Annotated in this window: 10 protein-coding genes; 9 read left to right on the top strand and 1 reads right to left on the bottom strand. The window is 64.0% G+C overall.

Features of this window, described 5'->3' with window-relative positions; genetic code table 11:
- The first annotated feature begins 12 nt into the window (after positions 1 to 12).
- Together AC6R19_RS03875 and AC6R19_RS03870 are read left to right on the top strand one after the other, a co-directional pair.
- Positions 13 to 6,192, top strand: a complete 6,180-nt coding sequence (locus AC6R19_RS03875; RefSeq protein WP_500578261.1) for a hybrid sensor histidine kinase/response regulator — start codon at positions 13 to 15, stop codon at positions 6,190 to 6,192.
- Between the two features lie 91 nt (positions 6,193 to 6,283).
- A complete protein-coding gene (locus AC6R19_RS03870) occupies positions 6,284 to 6,766 on the top strand; it encodes a chemotaxis protein CheW (RefSeq protein WP_500578259.1) in 483 nt (160 codons plus the stop codon).
- Positions 6,767 to 6,831: 65 nt separating this feature from the next.
- Here the strand turns inward: AC6R19_RS03870 and AC6R19_RS03865 are convergent, their stop codons facing one another.
- Entirely contained in the window at positions 6,832 to 9,480 is a 2,649-nt protein-coding gene (locus AC6R19_RS03865; protein ID WP_500578257.1) for a penicillin-binding protein 1A, read from the bottom strand.
- Between the two features lie 146 nt (positions 9,481 to 9,626).
- Between AC6R19_RS03865 and AC6R19_RS03860 the strand changes: the two genes are divergently transcribed.
- The 7 genes from AC6R19_RS03860 (at position 9,627) to aroB (ending at position 16,420) form a co-directional block, all read left to right on the top strand.
- Positions 9,627 to 10,703 (top strand): pilus assembly protein PilM, encoded by a 1,077-nt coding sequence (locus AC6R19_RS03860; protein WP_500578256.1) that lies wholly within the window; start codon positions 9,627 to 9,629, stop codon positions 10,701 to 10,703.
- A gap of 1 nt (position 10,704) precedes the next feature.
- On the top strand, positions 10,705 to 11,283 hold the full coding sequence (locus tag AC6R19_RS03855) for a PilN domain-containing protein (RefSeq protein ID WP_500578255.1): 579 nt from the start codon (positions 10,705 to 10,707) through the stop codon (positions 11,281 to 11,283).
- 12 nt (positions 11,284 to 11,295) lie between these two features.
- Positions 11,296 to 11,916, top strand: coding sequence for a type IV pilus inner membrane component PilO (locus tag AC6R19_RS03850; RefSeq protein WP_500578254.1), 621 nt, complete (start codon positions 11,296 to 11,298; stop codon positions 11,914 to 11,916).
- On the top strand, positions 11,913 to 12,443 hold the full coding sequence (locus tag AC6R19_RS03845; RefSeq protein ID WP_500578252.1) for a pilus assembly protein PilP: 531 nt from the start codon (positions 11,913 to 11,915) through the stop codon (positions 12,441 to 12,443). Before AC6R19_RS03850 ends, AC6R19_RS03845 begins: the two co-directional genes overlap by 4 nt.
- Positions 12,443 to 14,713, top strand: a complete 2,271-nt coding sequence (locus AC6R19_RS03840) for a type IV pilus secretin PilQ (protein ID WP_500578250.1) — start codon at positions 12,443 to 12,445, stop codon at positions 14,711 to 14,713. The genes AC6R19_RS03845 and AC6R19_RS03840 overlap by 1 nt, the downstream gene beginning before the upstream one ends.
- Entirely contained in the window at positions 14,713 to 15,237 is a 525-nt protein-coding gene (gene aroK / locus AC6R19_RS03835) for a shikimate kinase AroK (RefSeq protein ID WP_500578343.1), read from the top strand. Before AC6R19_RS03840 ends, aroK begins: the two co-directional genes overlap by 1 nt.
- A gap of 97 nt (positions 15,238 to 15,334) precedes the next feature.
- Positions 15,335 to 16,420, top strand: coding sequence for a 3-dehydroquinate synthase (gene aroB, locus AC6R19_RS03830; protein WP_500578248.1), 1,086 nt, complete (start codon positions 15,335 to 15,337; stop codon positions 16,418 to 16,420).
- Positions 16,421 to 16,561: the final 141 nt, after the last annotated feature.

Genomic DNA, 16,561 nt, shown 5'->3' with positions numbered 1-16,561 from the left:
TGAGGACTTGGCGTGAGTCACGACAATCCGAACTTCCTGGCCCTGGACTGGCTGACGGGCGAAATCAACGAGACGCTGGCGCAGGCGCGACAGCTGCTGGAGACTTTCGCCTCGGACTCCACCGCCGATCCGGCGCCGCTGAAGCACTGCCTGGAGCTGATCCACCAGGTGCACGGCAGCCTGCATATGGCCGAGCTGACCGGCGCGGCCATGCTCGCCGAGGAGATGGAGCAGCTGGTGCAAGCGCTGGCGGTTGGTGAAGTGGAAAACAGTGACGAGACGCGCGAGTTCCTGATGCGCGCCCTGCTCGAGCTGCCGCTCTACCTGGATAAGGTCGCCTACCAGCGCCGCGACAACGCGGTGCTGCTGCTGCCGCTGCTGAACGACCTGCGCGCGGTGCGCCGCGAGCGCCTGATCACCGAGGGCGCCCTCTTTGCCCCGGATCTGTCTCCCCTGGAGCAGGCCAGCGGCAAGCGCCAGCCCCTCCTCGATGACAACACCAGGCTGCAGGAGCTGGTGGGCAAGCTGCGCAAGATGTACCACGTCGCCGGTGCCGGCCTGATCCGCGACGTCAACAGCGGCGAAAGCCTGGCCTACCTGGTCAAGGTCACCGAAAAGATGGCGCTGCTGTACAGCGGCAGTATGCGCCAGCCGCTGTGGCAGATACTGCTCGGCATCTTCGAGGCCGTCGGCGAGCACCGCATCGGTGTGATGCCGGCATTGCGTCAGCTGCTGCGCCGCATCGATGTGGAGTTCCGCCTGCTGCAGGGGCGCGGTGCCCCTGTACTGGATGCGCGCCTGGATCGCGACCTGGTGCGCAATTTACTCTTCTACGTCTACCTGGCCGGCCCCAACGGCCCGCGCTGCCAGGCCCTCTACCAGGCCTACGCCCTCGACAGGGCAGTGCCCGGCACACCGCGCCCGGATACCGAAGACGCCCTGGCCATGGGTCCCGAGGCCCTGGGTACCGCCGTGGCCGCACTGCGCGAGGAGCTGCAGCTGGTGCGCGAGGCGCTCGAGCCGGGTGCCGCCGCCGAGCGGCCGCCGCTGTCCGATACCGCCGCCATCGCCAAGCGGTTGGCGGACACCCTCGGCATCCTCGGGCTGGAGAACCAGCGCAATCGCGCCCGCAGTGTCTACGAATGCCTGCGCGACGCCTCTCGAGGGGGGACTGAAGGCTCTCTAGGGGCTGAGGGCTCTCTAGGGGCTGAGGGCTCCCGCGGCGGCGACGTCGACGAACTGCTGATGCGCGCTGCCGGTGACCTGGTGCAATTGGACAGTGCGCTGGCTGCCACCGTGGCGCGCAACAAGAAGGTCGACAGCGATCAGCCACTGATGGGCGACGCCACCGACACGGTGCTGCGCGAGGCGCGCCTCGGCCTGGAGGCGGTCAAGGAGGCGGTGGTGGAGTACATCGCCAGCCATTGGGATATCAGTTACCTGAACCGGGTTCCGGAACGGCTGCAGGAGGTCTGCGGCGGCCTGGACATGGTCGGTTACAGCCGCGCCGCGGAGATCGTCGGTGCCTGCAGGCGCTATATCCGCGAACAGCTGATCGATGCCGCCGAGCAGCCGGAGTGGAAACTGCTCGACACACTGGCCGACGCCATTACCAGTGTCGAGTACTACCTCGAGCGCCGCGCCGACGGTATCGAGGACGCCGACATGCTGCTGGCACTGGCGGAAGACAGCGTCGCCACCCTCGGCTTTGCAGTGACCGACGAGAGCCTGGTCAGCGCGGCTGTCGAAGAGGCAGCTCCGGAGAAAGACACCGCGGCGGAAGAGGCCGCTGTGCTGGATGGCTTCGATACGGACTTCGACGGTGGCCGGACAGCAGCACCGGAAGTGAATGACGTGGCGGAAGCGCCTGCGGCGGTAGGGGAAGAGGACAGCTGGTTCGCCACCGCAGAATCGGCCGACACTGTCGCGACCGAAGCTGCCACCACCGAACGCGTCGAGAAGGAAGCCGCCGCCGCCGAAACCGAGGCGGACCGGGATCCGGTGGCCCCGGCTGCAGCCCTGCCGCAAGACGACGACAGCCTGATCGACGACGAGATAGTCGAGATATTCCTGGAGGAGGCCGCCGAGGTCCTGGAGACCATCGGACACTACTTCCCTCTGTGGGCGGCGAATTTCGCCAACCGCGAGGCGCTGGTGGAATTCCGCAGAGGCTTCCACACCCTGAAGGGCTCGGGCCGCATGGTCGAGGCGCTGGAGATCGGCGAACTGGCCTGGGCCGTAGAGAATATGCTCAACCGGGTCATCGACGACACGGTCAAGCCGGGCCGCGTCCACGCGGAACTGGTGGAGCAGGTGCGCCAGAAGCTGCCGTCCATGATCGAGGGCTTCCGTTTAGGCAGGGGCGACCCGGAGCCGGAGCGCACCGCGCAACTGGAGGGCTGGGCCCAGCAACTGAGTCGCGGCGAGGTGCCTGCGGATCTCCAGGTACAACCGGAGTCGCCGGTAGCAGCCGCGCAGGTGGCCGAAGAAGCGACCGAGGTAGATGAAGACAACGACCAGCTGTGGGAGATCTTTGCCCAGGAGGCGGAGACACACCTGGCCGTGGTGGACGGCTTCCTCGCCGATATGCACGAGGCGGCGCCTGTCTACGGCGTGCCGTCCGATCCCCTGCACCGGGCCCTGCACACCTTGAAGGGCTCCGCTCATATGGCGGAAGTCACGGTGGTGGCGCAGCTGGTGGCACCACTGGAGCGCTTCGCCAAGGAACTGCGTACCTACCAGGTGCCGATAGATGCGGACATCTACGAGCTGATCGGCGACGGTGCCGACTATGTGCGCGATGTGCTGGTGCAGATCCGCGCCGGCGAACCCCTGGTGATCGAAAAGTCTGAGCAGTTCCTCGCCCGCGTTGCGGAACTGCAGGAGCGCGCGGTCGGCCACCTGATCCGCGAGCGCGAGGCCAACGAGCCCAGAGCGGTGGATCCGCAACTGCTGGCGGTCATCATGGCCGACGGTATGAAGGTGCTGCTGGACGCGGACCAGATGCTGAATCAATGGCGCGCCCACCCCGGCGACAGGTCGCTGCTGACACCGGTTGCTGAAGAGCTGGATGTGTTGCAGGAGGCCGCCAGCCGCGCCCAGCTGCCGACCCTGGCCGAACTGTCACAGCTGCTGCTGGACGTCTACCGCAAAGTCATCGACGGCCGCCTGGAGGAGGAACCGGCGCTCTGGTCAGCCCTGGAGCAGGGCCACGACGAGCTGTTGGACCTGGTCGATGCCGTGGCCGTTGGCCAGGACCTGCCCGAGGTCAGCGAGGCGGTCGGTGAGGCGCTGCGCTACCTGGCCCAGGGCGACAGTGCGCCCGCGGCGGAAGACGATTACGACTGGTCCGAGCTGGGCATAGACAGCGCCAACCTGCCCGTCGCGGAACAGGAAATCACTGTTGAGGCGGCGACAAACAATAACGAATTCGGCGAGCTGAGCTTCGACGAACTGCTGGCCGTTGAGCGGCAGTCGCAGGTCGAGGTGCCCCCGGCGGAAGCCTTCACAGCCGGTGAGGGCGAAGCGGCTGCGGCCGGCGGGATTGAAACGCTTACGGCTGAAGAGGAGCTGCCGCTCGCGGCCGAGTGGATAGAGGAGCCGGCAGCCCCCGTGCCGGGCGCGCAGGAAGTGGCGGCCGACAGTGCCGCTTCCGCCGACGGCGAACTGCAAAAGCTGCTGGCGGAGATCGACCCGGACGTGGTCGACGTGTTTATGGAAGAGGCCGGCGACCTGATCGACGAACTGGAGGAGTTGATCCAGGGCTGGGAGCAGGCACCGGCAGACCACGGCCAGGCCGAGGCCCTGAAGCGGGTGCTGCACACCTTCAAGGGGGGCGCGCGCATGGCCGGGCTGATGGGCCTGGGCGAAGTGGCGCACCGCTTCGAGACGGTGATCGAGGGCATGCAGGGGAGTGCCGAGCCCTCTGCGGAATTCTTTGCCGACGCCCACGCGATCTACGACCGTATCGCCGCCGGGGTGGAGACCGTGCGCGCCTGGATGGCCGGCGACCAGTTGGATGCCTTTGCACAGCTGCTCAGCACCCGGTGGGCCGACGGGCAGCTGGCGGAGGATGCCAGCCCGGTGGGGCTCAACCCCGTGGACTGGACCATAGAGCACCACGATCTGCCGAGCGCGGAAACCATTGCGGAGGAAGAGATTGCCAAAGTCGCGGAAGCGCCGCTGGAAGCGGAACCGGAGCCTGTGCTGGCGCCGGCCGCACAGCAGCCGCAAGTGGCTTCGCCCGCACCGGCCGCCGAGTCCGCCAGCAATGTGCTGCCGTTTATCCGCAAGAAGGGCGGTGTCAGCGAGCGCGAGTCCGGTGCCTCGTCGAGAGGCCAGCCCCAGGAGATGGTGCGGGTCGCCGCGGAACTGCTGGAGGAGCTGGTCAACCTGGCCGGCGAGACCTCCATCTCCCGCGGCCGCCTGGAGGAGCAGGTCAGCGAGTTCGGCCTGGCGCTCGACGAAATGGACGCCACCCTGTCGCGCCTGAACGAACAGCTGCGCCGCCTGGATATGGAAACCGAAGCGCAGATACTCTTCCGCCAGGAACAGCTGGCGGAACAGGACGATAACTTCGACCCGCTGGAGATGGACCGCTACTCGTCCATCCAGCAGTTGTCCCGCTCCCTGCTGGAATCCACCTCGGACCTGCTGGAGCTGCGCGCCACCCTCGGCAACAAGGCGCGCGATACCGAGACGCTGCTGCTGCAGCAGTCGCGGGTCAATACCGAACTGCAGGAGGGCCTGATGCGCTCGCGCATGGTGCCCTTCTCGCGCCTGGTGCCGCGCCTGCGCCGCATAGTGCGCCAGGTGAGTGCCGAGTTGGGCAAGCAGGTGGACCTGGTGTTCTCCAACGTCGAGGGCGAGCTGGACAGGTCCATGCTGGAACGCATGGTGGCGCCGCTGGAGCATATGCTGCGCAACGCGGTGGACCACGGCATCGAGATGCCGGAACAACGCGCCGCCACCGGCAAGCCGGAGCGGGGCCGTATCAATGTGGCGCTGGCGCGGGAAGGCAGTGAGGTAGTGCTCACCATTAGCGACGACGGCGCCGGCATCAACCTGATGAAGGTGCGCCAGAAGGCGGTGGAGAGCGGCCTGATGCGCCCGGATGCGGAGCTGTCCAACAACGAGATACTGCAGTTCATCCTGCAGGCGGGCTTCAGTACCGCCGACAAGGTGACGCAGATTTCCGGCCGCGGCGTCGGCATGGACGTGGTGTCCGCCGAGATCAAGCAGATAGGCGGCAGTGTGCATATTAGTTCCCAGGCGGGCCTGGGTACCGAGTTCGTCGTGCGGCTGCCGTTTACCGTGTCGGTGAACCGCGCCCTGATGGTGAAGATAGGCGAGGACCTGTTCGCCCTGCCGCTGAACACCATCGAGGGCATAGTGCGCCTCAGCCCCTTCGAACTGGAGCACTACTACCGCTCCAGCGACGCCCGCTTCGAGTACGCCGGCGAGCCCTACCAGGTGAGCTACTTCGGCACCCTACTGCAGTCACAGGCGCAGCCCAAGCTGAGCGTGGAGGATATGCAGCTGCCGGTGTTGCTGGTGCGCTCCGAGGGGCACGCCATGGCGCTGCAGGTGGATGCGATCATGGGCAGTCGCGAAATCGTGGTGAAGAGCCTGGGTCCGCAGTTCGCCGGCGTGCAAGGGGTTTCCGGCGCCACGGTGACCGGCGACGGTACCGTAGTGGTGATTCTCGATCCCCACGCGCTGCTGCGCCGCCAGGCCGCACAGTTGGCGCGCCCGGAGATGCCGCAGCTGCAGGTGGAGGCGAAGCCGGCGCACCCGGAGCCGGAAGAGCGCCAGCAGACGGTGATGGTGGTGGACGACTCGGTGACGGTGCGCAAGGTAACCTCGCGCTTCCTGGAGCGGGAGGGCTACCTGGTCAGTACCGCGAAGGATGGCCAGGACGCGGTCATCCAGCTTCAGGACAATATTCCCGACCTGATACTGCTGGATATCGAGATGCCGCGAATGGACGGCTTCGAGGTGGCGCGGCATATCCGCGGAAGCCACCGTCTGCGGGATATCCCCATCGTGATGATTACCTCGCGCACCGGCAAGAAGCACCGCGACCACGCCCTGTCCCTGGGAGTGAATCACTATCTGGGCAAGCCCTACCAGGAAGAGGTGTTGCTGGCGGCGATCCGCGAATACACCGGGAAGGAAGTGGTGAGCGGATAGGGTGGATACAAATCGCGGGATAACTGATTTGGGCGCCGAAGGCGCCCGCGAATCAACCCCTAAGCGCACCCAAAGATGAGAAGAGAATGAAATGAGCGAAGTTGAAGCACTGCCGGTGGATCTGCCCCAGGAAGTCAGCAGCCTGCTGCTGCCGTTGGCGGATGGCCAGCTGCTGGTACCGGTGGATACACTGTCGGAGGTGATCGCCATGCAGACGCCGGTGGCCACCTATGACGCACCGGCCTGGTACCTGGGCGAGCTCAACTGGCGCGAGCAGCGGCTGCCGTTGCTGTCCTTCGAGGTGATGCGCGGCCAGCCGCTGGCCACCGCCAGCGACAGCGGGCGCATCGCGGTGCTCAACAGTGGCAATCCCCAGGGCGACCTGCCGTTTTTCGCCCTGGTACTGCAGGGCACGCCGCGTCTGGTGCGCGTGACCCCGGATGAGCTGGCGGGCCGTGAACAGTCCTGCCGGCAGGGCGAACTGATGCATGTGGCGCTGTCCGGGGAGGAGGCGGTGATCCCCGACCTGCCCGAACTGGAGCGGGCCTGCCTGGAGTACCGCCGCCTGCGCTGAGCTTCTTATTGCGACACATACAAAAACGGGGCCTGATGGCCCCGTTTTTTATTCGGCCTCGCCGATCAGAACAGCTCTTCCGGCAGCGCCTCCTGCGACTGCTCGTCGTCGGGGGTATCACCGTCTTCGTCGGAGTAGGCCGGCTGGAAGGAGCTGTAGGTTCCGCGCCCGGGAAGCCGGTCGGAGCGGAATATCTCGAACATGCCGCCGCGGGCGCTGCGCAGGCCGGTGCGCGGGTTGATGCGTACCGTCACTATGTCGTCCGGCTGCGGCAGGTGGCGTTCCGGCAGCCCCTCCAGCGCAGTAGTCATAAAGTCGATCCAAATGGGCAGCGCGGCGGAGCCGCCGTACTCCGTCTTGCCCAGTTCGCCGTTGGAGTCGAAGCCGACCCAGGTGCTGGTGGCCAGGTAGGAGCTGTAGCCGGAGAACCAGGCATCGCGCGGGCCGTTGGTGGTACCCGTCTTGCCGGCGATATCGCCGCGCTTCATCACCAGGGCTCTGCGGCCGGTGCCCTTCTTGATCACGTCCTTCAGGATTGAATCCATGATATAGGCGGTTTGCGGCGATATGGCCCGGGGGGCGCGGGGGCGCGCCTGCTCGGCACCGTCCAGTGGGGCCACTGGCAGGGTGCGCAGCTCGATAGGCTCCTCTCCCGGCTCAACCGCGCTGGCTTCCGTTTGCAATTCGGCCAGGTTCATCGGCTCCGCCGGCAGTTGTTCGCTGCCCGGTTCCGGGCAGTTATGGCACACGGTCAGCGGCAGGGCCTGGTAGACCACCTCCCCGTGGACGTCCAGCACCCTGTCCACCAGGTAGGGTTCGACGCGGTAGCCGCCGTTGGCGAAGGCGGCGTAGCCGCGCGCCACTTCCAGCGGCGTCAGCGCCGAACTGCCCAGGGCGATGGTCAGGTTGCGGGCAAGCTTGCTGCGCTCGAAACCGAAGCGCTCCACAAAGCCCAGCGCATAGTCGATGCCGAGCGCCTGCAGCAGGCGGATGGAGACCAGGTTTTTGGACAGGTACAGCGCCCGGCGCAGGCGGATGGGGCCGAGGAAATCGCCGCTGGAGTTTTCCGGGCGCCAGACGTCCTGCAGGTTGGTTTCCTCGAAGATGATCGGCGCGTCGTTGAAGATACTGGCGGCGGTATAACCTTTTTCTATCGCCGAGGCGTAGATGAAGGGCTTGAAGTTGGAGCCCGGCTGGCGCGCGGCCTGGGTGACGCGGTTGAAGTGGCTCTGGCGGAAGTCGTAGCCGCCGACCAGGGCGCGAATGGCGCCGTCCTCCGGCGCCAGCGAAACCAGTGCGCCCTGCGCCTCGGGGACCTGCGTCAGGTGCCACTCCTCGCGCACCTGTGGCTCCTCGTCCACCGGCGCGGCCTGCTCGCCGGGGTCGGCAAAGGGGTCGGCGGCCAGTTCCCGGCCCTCGGCCGGCAGTTCGGCCGGGGCCTCCGCCTCCCCGGGAGTGATCTCCACCCGGCGCAGGCGCACCACGTCGCCGGGGGCGAACATCTCGTCGGCGGACTTGAGGCGCGGACCGCGGGCATTCTCCGACAGGTAGGGGCGAATGGACTCCAGGCCGTTTTCCCAGGGCACTTCCACCACGCGGCGGTCGCGCAGCTGCACCTGCAGTCGCCTGGGCTCCACCGCGGTGACCACCGCCGGCTCCAGGCCGCCGAGTACCGGGATCTCGTTCAGCAGGTCCACCAACTGGTCACTGTCTTCCAGCAGCGCCGGGTCCAGGCGCTGCTCGGGGCCGCGGTAGCCGTGGCGGGTGTCGTAGGTCTCGAGGCCGTGTTGCAGCGCTTTGCGCGCGGCGTCCTGCAGGCGGCTGTCGACGGTGGTGATTATCTGGTAGCCGTCGGTGTAGGCGCTGTCGCCGAACAGCTCCACGGCCTCCTTGCGCGCCATCTCGGCGATATAGGGTGCGTCCAGGTCCAGGTCGCGGCCGTGGTAGCTGGCGGTGACCGGCGCGGTGATGGAGTTCTTGTAGTCGTCCTGGTCGATATAACCCAGCTCCAGCATCCGCTTCAGTATCCAGTTGCGCCGCACCAGGGCGCGGGAGGGGTTGGCGATCGGGTTGTAGGTGGAGGGCGCCTTGGGCAGGCCCGCCATCATGGCCCATTGGGCAAGGTTCAGGTCGTTGATATCGCGGCCGTAATAGACGTGGGCGGCGGCCTGAAAGCCGTAGGCGCGGTTGCCGAGGAAGATCTTGTTGATATACAGCTCGAGGATCTCATTCTTGGTGAGTTCCCGCTCTATCTGCAGGGACAGCAGTATCTCGTTGAATTTGCGCACAAAGCGCTGCTCGCGGCTGAGGAAGAAGTTCCGCGCGACCTGCATGGTCAGGGTGCTGCCGCCGGACTGGATGGAGCCGCTTTGCAATAATTGTGAAGCAGCTCTCATTAAGCCTTTAATCGAAACGCCGTTGTGGGAGTAAAATCCTGCATCCTCGGCGGCCAGCACCGCCTTGACGAACAGCTCCGGCGTCTGCTCTATGTCGATTGGCTGGCGCCGCTTCTCGCCGAACTCCCCGATCAGCTTCATGTCCCGCGAGTAGACGCGCAGCGGGGTCTGCAGGCGGATGTCGCGCAGGCTCTCCACCGACGGCAGACCCGGCTTGAGGTAGAGGTAGATGCTGGCAAAGACCATGGCTGCGGCGGCGGCCCCCGCCAGGCCGAGCCAGAGGAGGGAGAGCAGGCGATTGCGGGCTTTTTCGGTCATGGAAATGCTTCTGTGTACGTCTGTATCAGGTCAGGTGAATAATTATACGAATATTGTGCGCTGTTACCTATGCAATTGGCGGTTGCGGCGGTAATTTAAAGTGCTATAACATCAAATCTTCATAACCCACGGAAAAGATAAGAAAAATGGGGATGCTCCCTTTTCTCAACAAAGGCCCTAAGGCCATGCTGGGACTCGATATTAGCTCCACGGCGGTCAAGTTGCTGGAGCTAAGTCGCAATGGCGACAAATACCGGGTCGAATGTTATGCCGTGGAGCCCCTGCCCCCGAATGCGGTGGTGGACAAGAATATCAACGATGTGGGCGCGACCGCGGAGGCCATCCGCAAGGTGGTGCGCCGCTCCAAGACGCGCCTGCGCCAGGCGGCGGTGGCCGTATCCGGCTCGGCGGTGATCACCAAGACCCTGGAGATGCCCGCAGACCTCAACGACGACGCCCTGGAGGCGCAGATAGCGCTGGAGGCGGACCAGTACATCCCCTACCCGCTGGACGAGGTGAACCTGGACTTCGAGGTGCAGGGTCCGTCGGACAAGGGCGAGGGCCAGGTCGAGGTGCTGCTGGCGGCGTGCCGCAGTGAGAATGTCGAGCAGCGGGTCTCCGCCCTTGCGGACGCCGAGCTGCAGGCCGGGGTGGTGGACGTGGAGGCCTACGCGATAGAGCGGGCCTACACCCTGCTGGAGCGCCAGTTCCCGCCCCAGGAGCAGTTGGTGGTGGCGGTGATCGACATAGGCGCGACCATGAGTGCACTGTCGGTGCTGGTGGACGGCAAGACCGTCTATACCCGCGAGCAGCTGTTCGGCGGCCGCCAGTTGACCGACGAGATACAGCGTCGCTACGGCCTGTCCGCGGAAGAGGCGGGGTTGGCCAAGCGCCAGGGTGGCAGTGGCCTGCCGGACGACTACTACCCCGAGGTGCTGGAGCCCTTCCGCGACGCGGTGGTGCAACAGGTCACCCGCTCCCTGCAGTTCTTCTATTCGTCCACCTCCTACAGCGACGTCGATTACATACTCCTCGGCGGCGGCGTGGCGGCGATGGACGGACTGGCGGACCTGGTCAGCCAGAAACTGAACAAGCCCACGGTGGTGGCCAACCCCTTCCTCGATATGGCGGTGGCCTCGCGGGTCAACCGCCAGGCGCTGGCCAACGAGGCACCGTCGCTGATGATCGCCGCCGGCCTGGCGATGCGGGAGAAGGAGTACTGATATGGCCAAGATCAACCTACTCCCCTGGCGCCAGGAATACCGGGCGCAGAAGCAGAAAGAGTTCCAGCAGGTCGCCGTCCTGGTGGTGATGGCCGCCGGTTTTTCCGTGTTTCTATGGATGAAAACCGTCGACGGCCAGATCTCCAACCAGAACGAGCGCAACCAGCTGCTGCAGACGGAAATCACTGCGCTCAACAAGCAGGTGCAGGAAATCAAGGACCTGAAGAAGCGCCGCCAGCAGCTGATCGACCGCATGCGGGTGATCCAGGAGCTGCAGGGCAACCGACCGCTGGCGGTGCGCTATTTCGATGAAATGGTGCGCGCGGCCCCCGAAGGCCTGTGGCTGACGAATCTGAAGCGCAGCGGAAAAACCATGCAAATCGCCGGCGTGGCCGAGTCCAACAATCGCGTGTCGTCCTTTATGCGCAACCTGGATCAGTCCGAGTGGTACGAGTCCCCTAATCTCACCGGTGTGACCGCCAAGCCCGAGTTTGGTGAACAGGCCAGCGCCTTCCAGATGACGGTCAACGTCAGCGGGCGCAAGAAAGAAGACGAAGAACAAGCTGACGCGGCTAATTAAAGGGTCCCGACCATGGCACTGGAGGATACGCTCAAAAAACTGAACGAACTCGATATCAACGATATCGATTTCTCGCGCGTGGGAGTCTGGCCGCTGGCCGGGCGCATAGCGCTGCTGATTGTAATAGCTGCTGTACTGATCGGCGGTGGTTACTGGGTCTTTATCAAAGACCGCTACCAGCAGTTGGAGTTTGCTGCGAATAAGGAAAAGGAGCTGTTTACACAGTTCGAGAAGAAATCTTTCGAGGCCGCCAACCTCGATGCCTACCGGGAGCAGTTGGCAGAGATGGAGGAGACCTTCGGCGCATTGTTGAAACAGCTGCCCAAGGACACCGAGGTTCCCGGTCTGCTGGAAGATATCGATGAGTACGGCAGCGGCAGTGGGCTGACTATTCAGAAGGTGGAACTTGAAGATGAGCAGATTGGGGAGTTCTACGTGGAGCTGCCTATCCGCATCGAGGTGCAGGGCGGATACCACGAATTCGGCGCCTTCGTCAGCGGTATCGCCGGGATGCCGCGCATCGTGACTTTGCACGACTTCAATATCGAAAATAGCAAAGATGGAGCGGCTCTGCTCAACATGGTGATCAACGCCAAGACTTATCGCTACAAGGACCAGGGGGAAGAGGGATGACCAGATACATTGCCCTTGTCGCCGTCCTGCTGGCTGCGGCCGGCTGTAGCCTCGACGGGAGCCACAGCGACCTACGCCAGAAAATGGCTGCTGTAAAACACAAACCCAAGGGGCAGATAGAACCTATTCCAACTTTTACCCCGTACAGCCCCTATGTCTACAGCGCAGCGGCGCAACGCAGCCCCTTCGCTCGTCCAGTATTGGAATCCGATCAGCGGCTGGTGGGGCGCAGGCTCGATGTGGCGCCGAATATGAACCGCCAGCGCGAACTGCTGGAAGGATTCAATTTTGATGCCTTGTCCATGGTGGGCACCCTGTCACGCGGCGGCCAGCTGTGGGCGCTGATCGACGACGGCGAGGGCGGCATTCACCGCATCACCGTCGGCAACTATATGGGCAAGAACCACGGCCGGGTGGTAAACGCCTCGACAGCACAGCTCGATGTTTTGGAAATCGTACCGGATGGCACTGGTGGCTGGATTGAGCGGCCGCGGGCGCTGACTTTGGAAGAGAAGGACAACCGATAATGATCAACAAGCAACTCGCCAAAGTGTTGGCTCCCTTTCGGGTTCTGTTGCTGGGTCTGACGCTGATTTTGTCAGGAGCGCCCGCGGTATTGCAGGCACAGACCAACCAGCTCAATGATATCCAGTTTTCCGAACTGCCCGGGGGGCGCGTACAGCTGCGGCTGACGTTCAGCGATGTGCCGCCGGAACCGACCGGCTATACCATCGAACAGCCGGCGCGTATCGTGATGGATTTTGCCGGTGTGGAAAGTGCGCTGCCGCAGAAGAAATACTCCCTGGGTATCGGCAGTGCACGCAGCGCAGTGGTGGTTTCCAGTGAGGACCGCACCCGCCTGATCGTCAACCTGGATCAGTTGCCGGTCTACACCAGTGAGCGCAAGGGCAACCAGGTGGTGATGGAAATCGGCGCCGACTCGGCGACCACCGCTTCCGTTACCGCGGCCCCCGTGAAGCGCACCCACGAAGAGGGCCTGAGCCTCGGCGGCCAAAAGCAGTTCCGCGCCGCCGGCAATGTGGCGGTCAGCAACGTGGACTTTCGCCGCGGCGAGGCCGGTGAGGGCAAGGTGATAGTCACCCTGACGGATCCGGCGGTGAATATCGATGTGGAGCGCACCAGGGGCAAGATACTGCTGACTTTCCTCGGAGCCGATCTGCCGGAATCCCTGCGCCAGCGCCTGGACGTCACCGACTTCGCCACTCCGGTGAACGCGATTACCGTGGATTACGATGGCCGTAATACCGTTATCTCCGTCGATCCCGCGGGCACCGATTACGACTACCTGGCCTACCAGGCGGACAACGAGTATGTGCTGAGCGTCAAGCCGCTGACCGTGGCGGAAGTTCGGGAGAAACAAAAGGAATTCCAGTTCACTGGCGAGAAGCTGTCGCTGAACTTCCAGGATATCGAGGTGCGTTCGGTCCTGCAGCTGATTGCCGACTTCACAGACCTGAATCTGGTAGCCAGCGATACCGTAACCGGCCGTATCACCCTGCGCCTTGACGGCGTGCCCTGGGACCAGGCCCTGGAGCTGATCCTGAAGGCGAAGGGGCTGGACAAGCGCCAGGAGGGCAATGTGATTATGGTGGCGCCGGCCGCGGAGATCGCCGAGCGCGAGCGCCAGGAACTGGAAACCCGTCGGCAGCTCGAGGAACTGGCACCGCTGCGCACCGAATACATCCACGTGCGCTACGCGGATGCACGCGAGCTGTTTACTCTCTTCTCCGGCCAGCAGGGTGGCGGCGGTGCAGGCCAAGGCAGTTTTGCCGGTGGTCGCCAGGACGTTGACACGCGCAGCATTCTGTCATCCCGCGGCAGCGCAATTGTAGACGAGCGCACCAACACTATTATCCTGACTGATACCGATGAGAAGATCGCCCAGTTCCGCGATCTGATCGAGGCCATCGATATCCCCATCCGCCAGGTGATGATCGAGGCGCGCATCGTCAATGCCAATTCCGACTTCATGAAGGAATTGGGTGTGCGTTGGGCCTACGCTGAGCATCACAACATTCCCGGTGGCATTGGGGAAGGTGTAGGCTCCCTCGATGGTTCCTACTTTCTGGAAGACAATCAAACTGAGGCGGATGCGTTTGACCCGCAGACTGGCCAGAAGATTCTCGGCCCAGACGGCGAACCCATTGAGGTGGTCGCGTGGACTCCGAGTTTTAGTGATACCCTGATTACCGACCTCGGGGTCGTGGATGCCGCTGGGAGCGTTGCCTATTCATTAATCAAAGGTGATTTTTTCCTCGGTTTGGAACTCTCCGCACTGGAGAATGTAGGCAAGGCGGAAATCGTCTCTCAACCCAAGGTGTTGACCGGTGATAAGCAGGAAGCCAATATCCAGTCCGGTGTGGAAATCCCCTATCTGGAAGCCACCTCGTCCGGCGCCGCGTCTATCACCTTTCGCGAGGCGGTGCTACAGCTCAACGTGACTCCGCAGATTACTCCGGACGACAACATCATCATGGCCCTGAATATCAATCAGGACAGTATCGGGCAGCTGGCGGGTACAACCGGCGTTCCGACCATCAACGTGAACTCTCTGCAGACCAGAGTGCTGGTGGGCAACGGCGAGACGCTGGTGCTCGGCGGTATATTCGAGAGCTCTCTGGTCGAAGGCGAAACCAAGATCCCGCTGCTGGGAGATATCCCCTATCTCGGCAACTTGTTCAAAAAGACAGTGCGCAGTGATGACAAGCGCGAACTGCTGATCTTCATCACCCCTCGCATTGTCGAAAACGAGATTTTCTTCTCCGGCGCCAAGTGATCAACCGTTCCCTCTTCCTGGTCGGCCCCATGGGGGCCGGCAAATCCACCATCGGCAAGTTACTGGCAGCCGAGTTACAGCTGCCTTTCGCCGATTCCGACAAGGTGCTGGAGGAGCGCACCGGCGCCGATATCCCGTGGATATTCGATGTCGAGGGCGAGGCGGGTTTCCGCCGCCGCGAGAGCGAGGTGCTGAAGGACCTGTGCCGCGGCCCCGTCCAGGTGATCGCCACCGGCGGCGGTATAGTGCTGCTGGAGGAGAACCGCCAGCAGTTGAAGAAGCACGGCCTGGTGGTCTACCTGCAGGCGAGCATCGACCAACTGCTGGAGCGCACCTCGAAGAACACCAACCGGCCCCTGCTGCAGGTGGCCGATCCCCGCGCGCGGATCGTCGAGCTGCTGAAAGAGCGCGATCCCCTCTACCGCGAGGTGGCGGATATCGTCTGCGATACCGACCACTGCACACCCAAGCAGGCGGCCCTGATGGTGGCCGAGCGTCTGGGCCGAGACTCCACCGCCGACTGAGGGCTCGCGCATTCCTGTGCTAAAGTGCGCTTCTGCTCGCGGTCGACACAAGGGCTGGTGCGAGCGAAGTTCAACTCTGGCCGGCAAGGAGGGCGACGTGCACTGCCTGAATGTGGAACTGGGGGAGCGCAGCTACCCCATCGTCATCGGATCGCAGCTGTTGGGCGACCCGCAGCATCTACTCCCCTATATCCGCGGCAGGCAGGTCTGCGTGGTGACCAACGAGACGGTCGCGCCGCTGTACCTGTCGCGGCTGCTCGAGGGTCTGTCGGAATTCGATAAGGTCGACACCCTGGAGCTGCCCGACGGCGAGGCCTTCAAGACCCTGGATACCGTCAACCGCATCTTCGACCTGCTGCTGGAGCGGCGCCACAACCGCAGCACCACCTTGATCGCCCTGGGGGGCGGTGTGATCGGCGACATGACCGGCTTTGCCGCCGCCTGCTACCAGCGCGGTGTCGACTTCGTGCAGATTCCAACGACCCTGCTCGCCCAGGTGGACTCCTCCGTCGGCGGCAAGACCGGCGTCAATCACCCGCTGGGCAAGAATATGATCGGCGCCTTCTACCAGCCGCGGCTGGTGCTGGCGGACATGGACACCCTGCAGACCCTGCCCGCCCGCGAACTCTCCGCCGGACTCGCCGAAGTCATCAAGTACGGACTGATCTGTGACGCCCCTTTCTTCGACTGGCTGGAAACCAATATGCCGCGGCTGCTGGAGCGGGACCCGCAGGCGCTGGCCTATGCGGTGGACCGCTGCTGCCGCGACAAGGCCGCGGTGGTGGCGGAGGACGAGCGGGAGTCCGGTCGCCGCGCGATACTGAATTTTGGCCACACCTTCGGCCACGCGATAGAGGCGGTGCAGGGCTACGGCAACTGGCTGCACGGCGAGGCGGTGGCGGCGGGCATGGTGATGGCGGCGGAGCTGTCGCGGCTGCGCGGCAGCATAGGTGCTGAACTGGTGGAACGTATCCGTGCCCTGCTGGGTGCCGCGCAGCTGCCTCGGGTGGCCCCGGAGGGCATGAGTGTGCAACAGTTCCTGGAGGCCATGGCGGTGGACAAGAAGGTGCTGGACGGGCGCCTGCGCCTGGTGCTGCTGCGGGCGCTGGGAGACGCGCAGATAGTCGACGATACGCCGCGGGAACTGCTGGTCGAGGCGCTGCGGAATTGCGCTGCCGTGTGACAGGCAGCACAAGAATTTGCGCGAGGTGAGGACTGTTTGACAGTGTTGGTCGAAAATAGGAGATAAGTCGGTTTATTTGACCCTTGGCAGAACATAAATCTGCCAATCCTTGCAATTCTAGGGGGGCGCCAGTAATATTGC

The organism is Microbulbifer sp. SE14 (assembly GCF_059834885.1).
The sequence above is the reverse complement of the archived record's forward strand: the minus strand, read 5'-3'. Positions and strand labels throughout refer to the sequence as shown.

What these genes read in the sequence shown, in the direction of transcription:
- AC6R19_RS03845 (WP_500578252.1), top strand. Translation starts at nt 11,913, where the DNA reads ATGACCAGATACATTGCCCTTGTCGCCGTCCTGCTGGCTGCGGCCGGC.
- AC6R19_RS03860 (WP_500578256.1), top strand. Translation starts at nt 9,627, where the DNA reads ATGGGGATGCTCCCTTTTCTCAACAAAGGCCCTAAGGCCATGCTGGGA.
- AC6R19_RS03840 (WP_500578250.1), top strand. Translation starts at nt 12,443, where the DNA reads ATGATCAACAAGCAACTCGCCAAAGTGTTGGCTCCCTTTCGGGTTCTG.
- AC6R19_RS03865 (WP_500578257.1), bottom strand. Translation starts at nt 9,480, where the DNA reads ATGACCGAAAAAGCCCGCAATCGCCTGCTCTCCCTCCTCTGGCTCGGC.
- AC6R19_RS03850 (WP_500578254.1), top strand. Translation starts at nt 11,296, where the DNA reads ATGGCACTGGAGGATACGCTCAAAAAACTGAACGAACTCGATATCAAC.
- AC6R19_RS03855 (WP_500578255.1), top strand. Translation starts at nt 10,705, where the DNA reads ATGGCCAAGATCAACCTACTCCCCTGGCGCCAGGAATACCGGGCGCAG.
- AC6R19_RS03870 (WP_500578259.1), top strand. Translation starts at nt 6,284, where the DNA reads ATGAGCGAAGTTGAAGCACTGCCGGTGGATCTGCCCCAGGAAGTCAGC.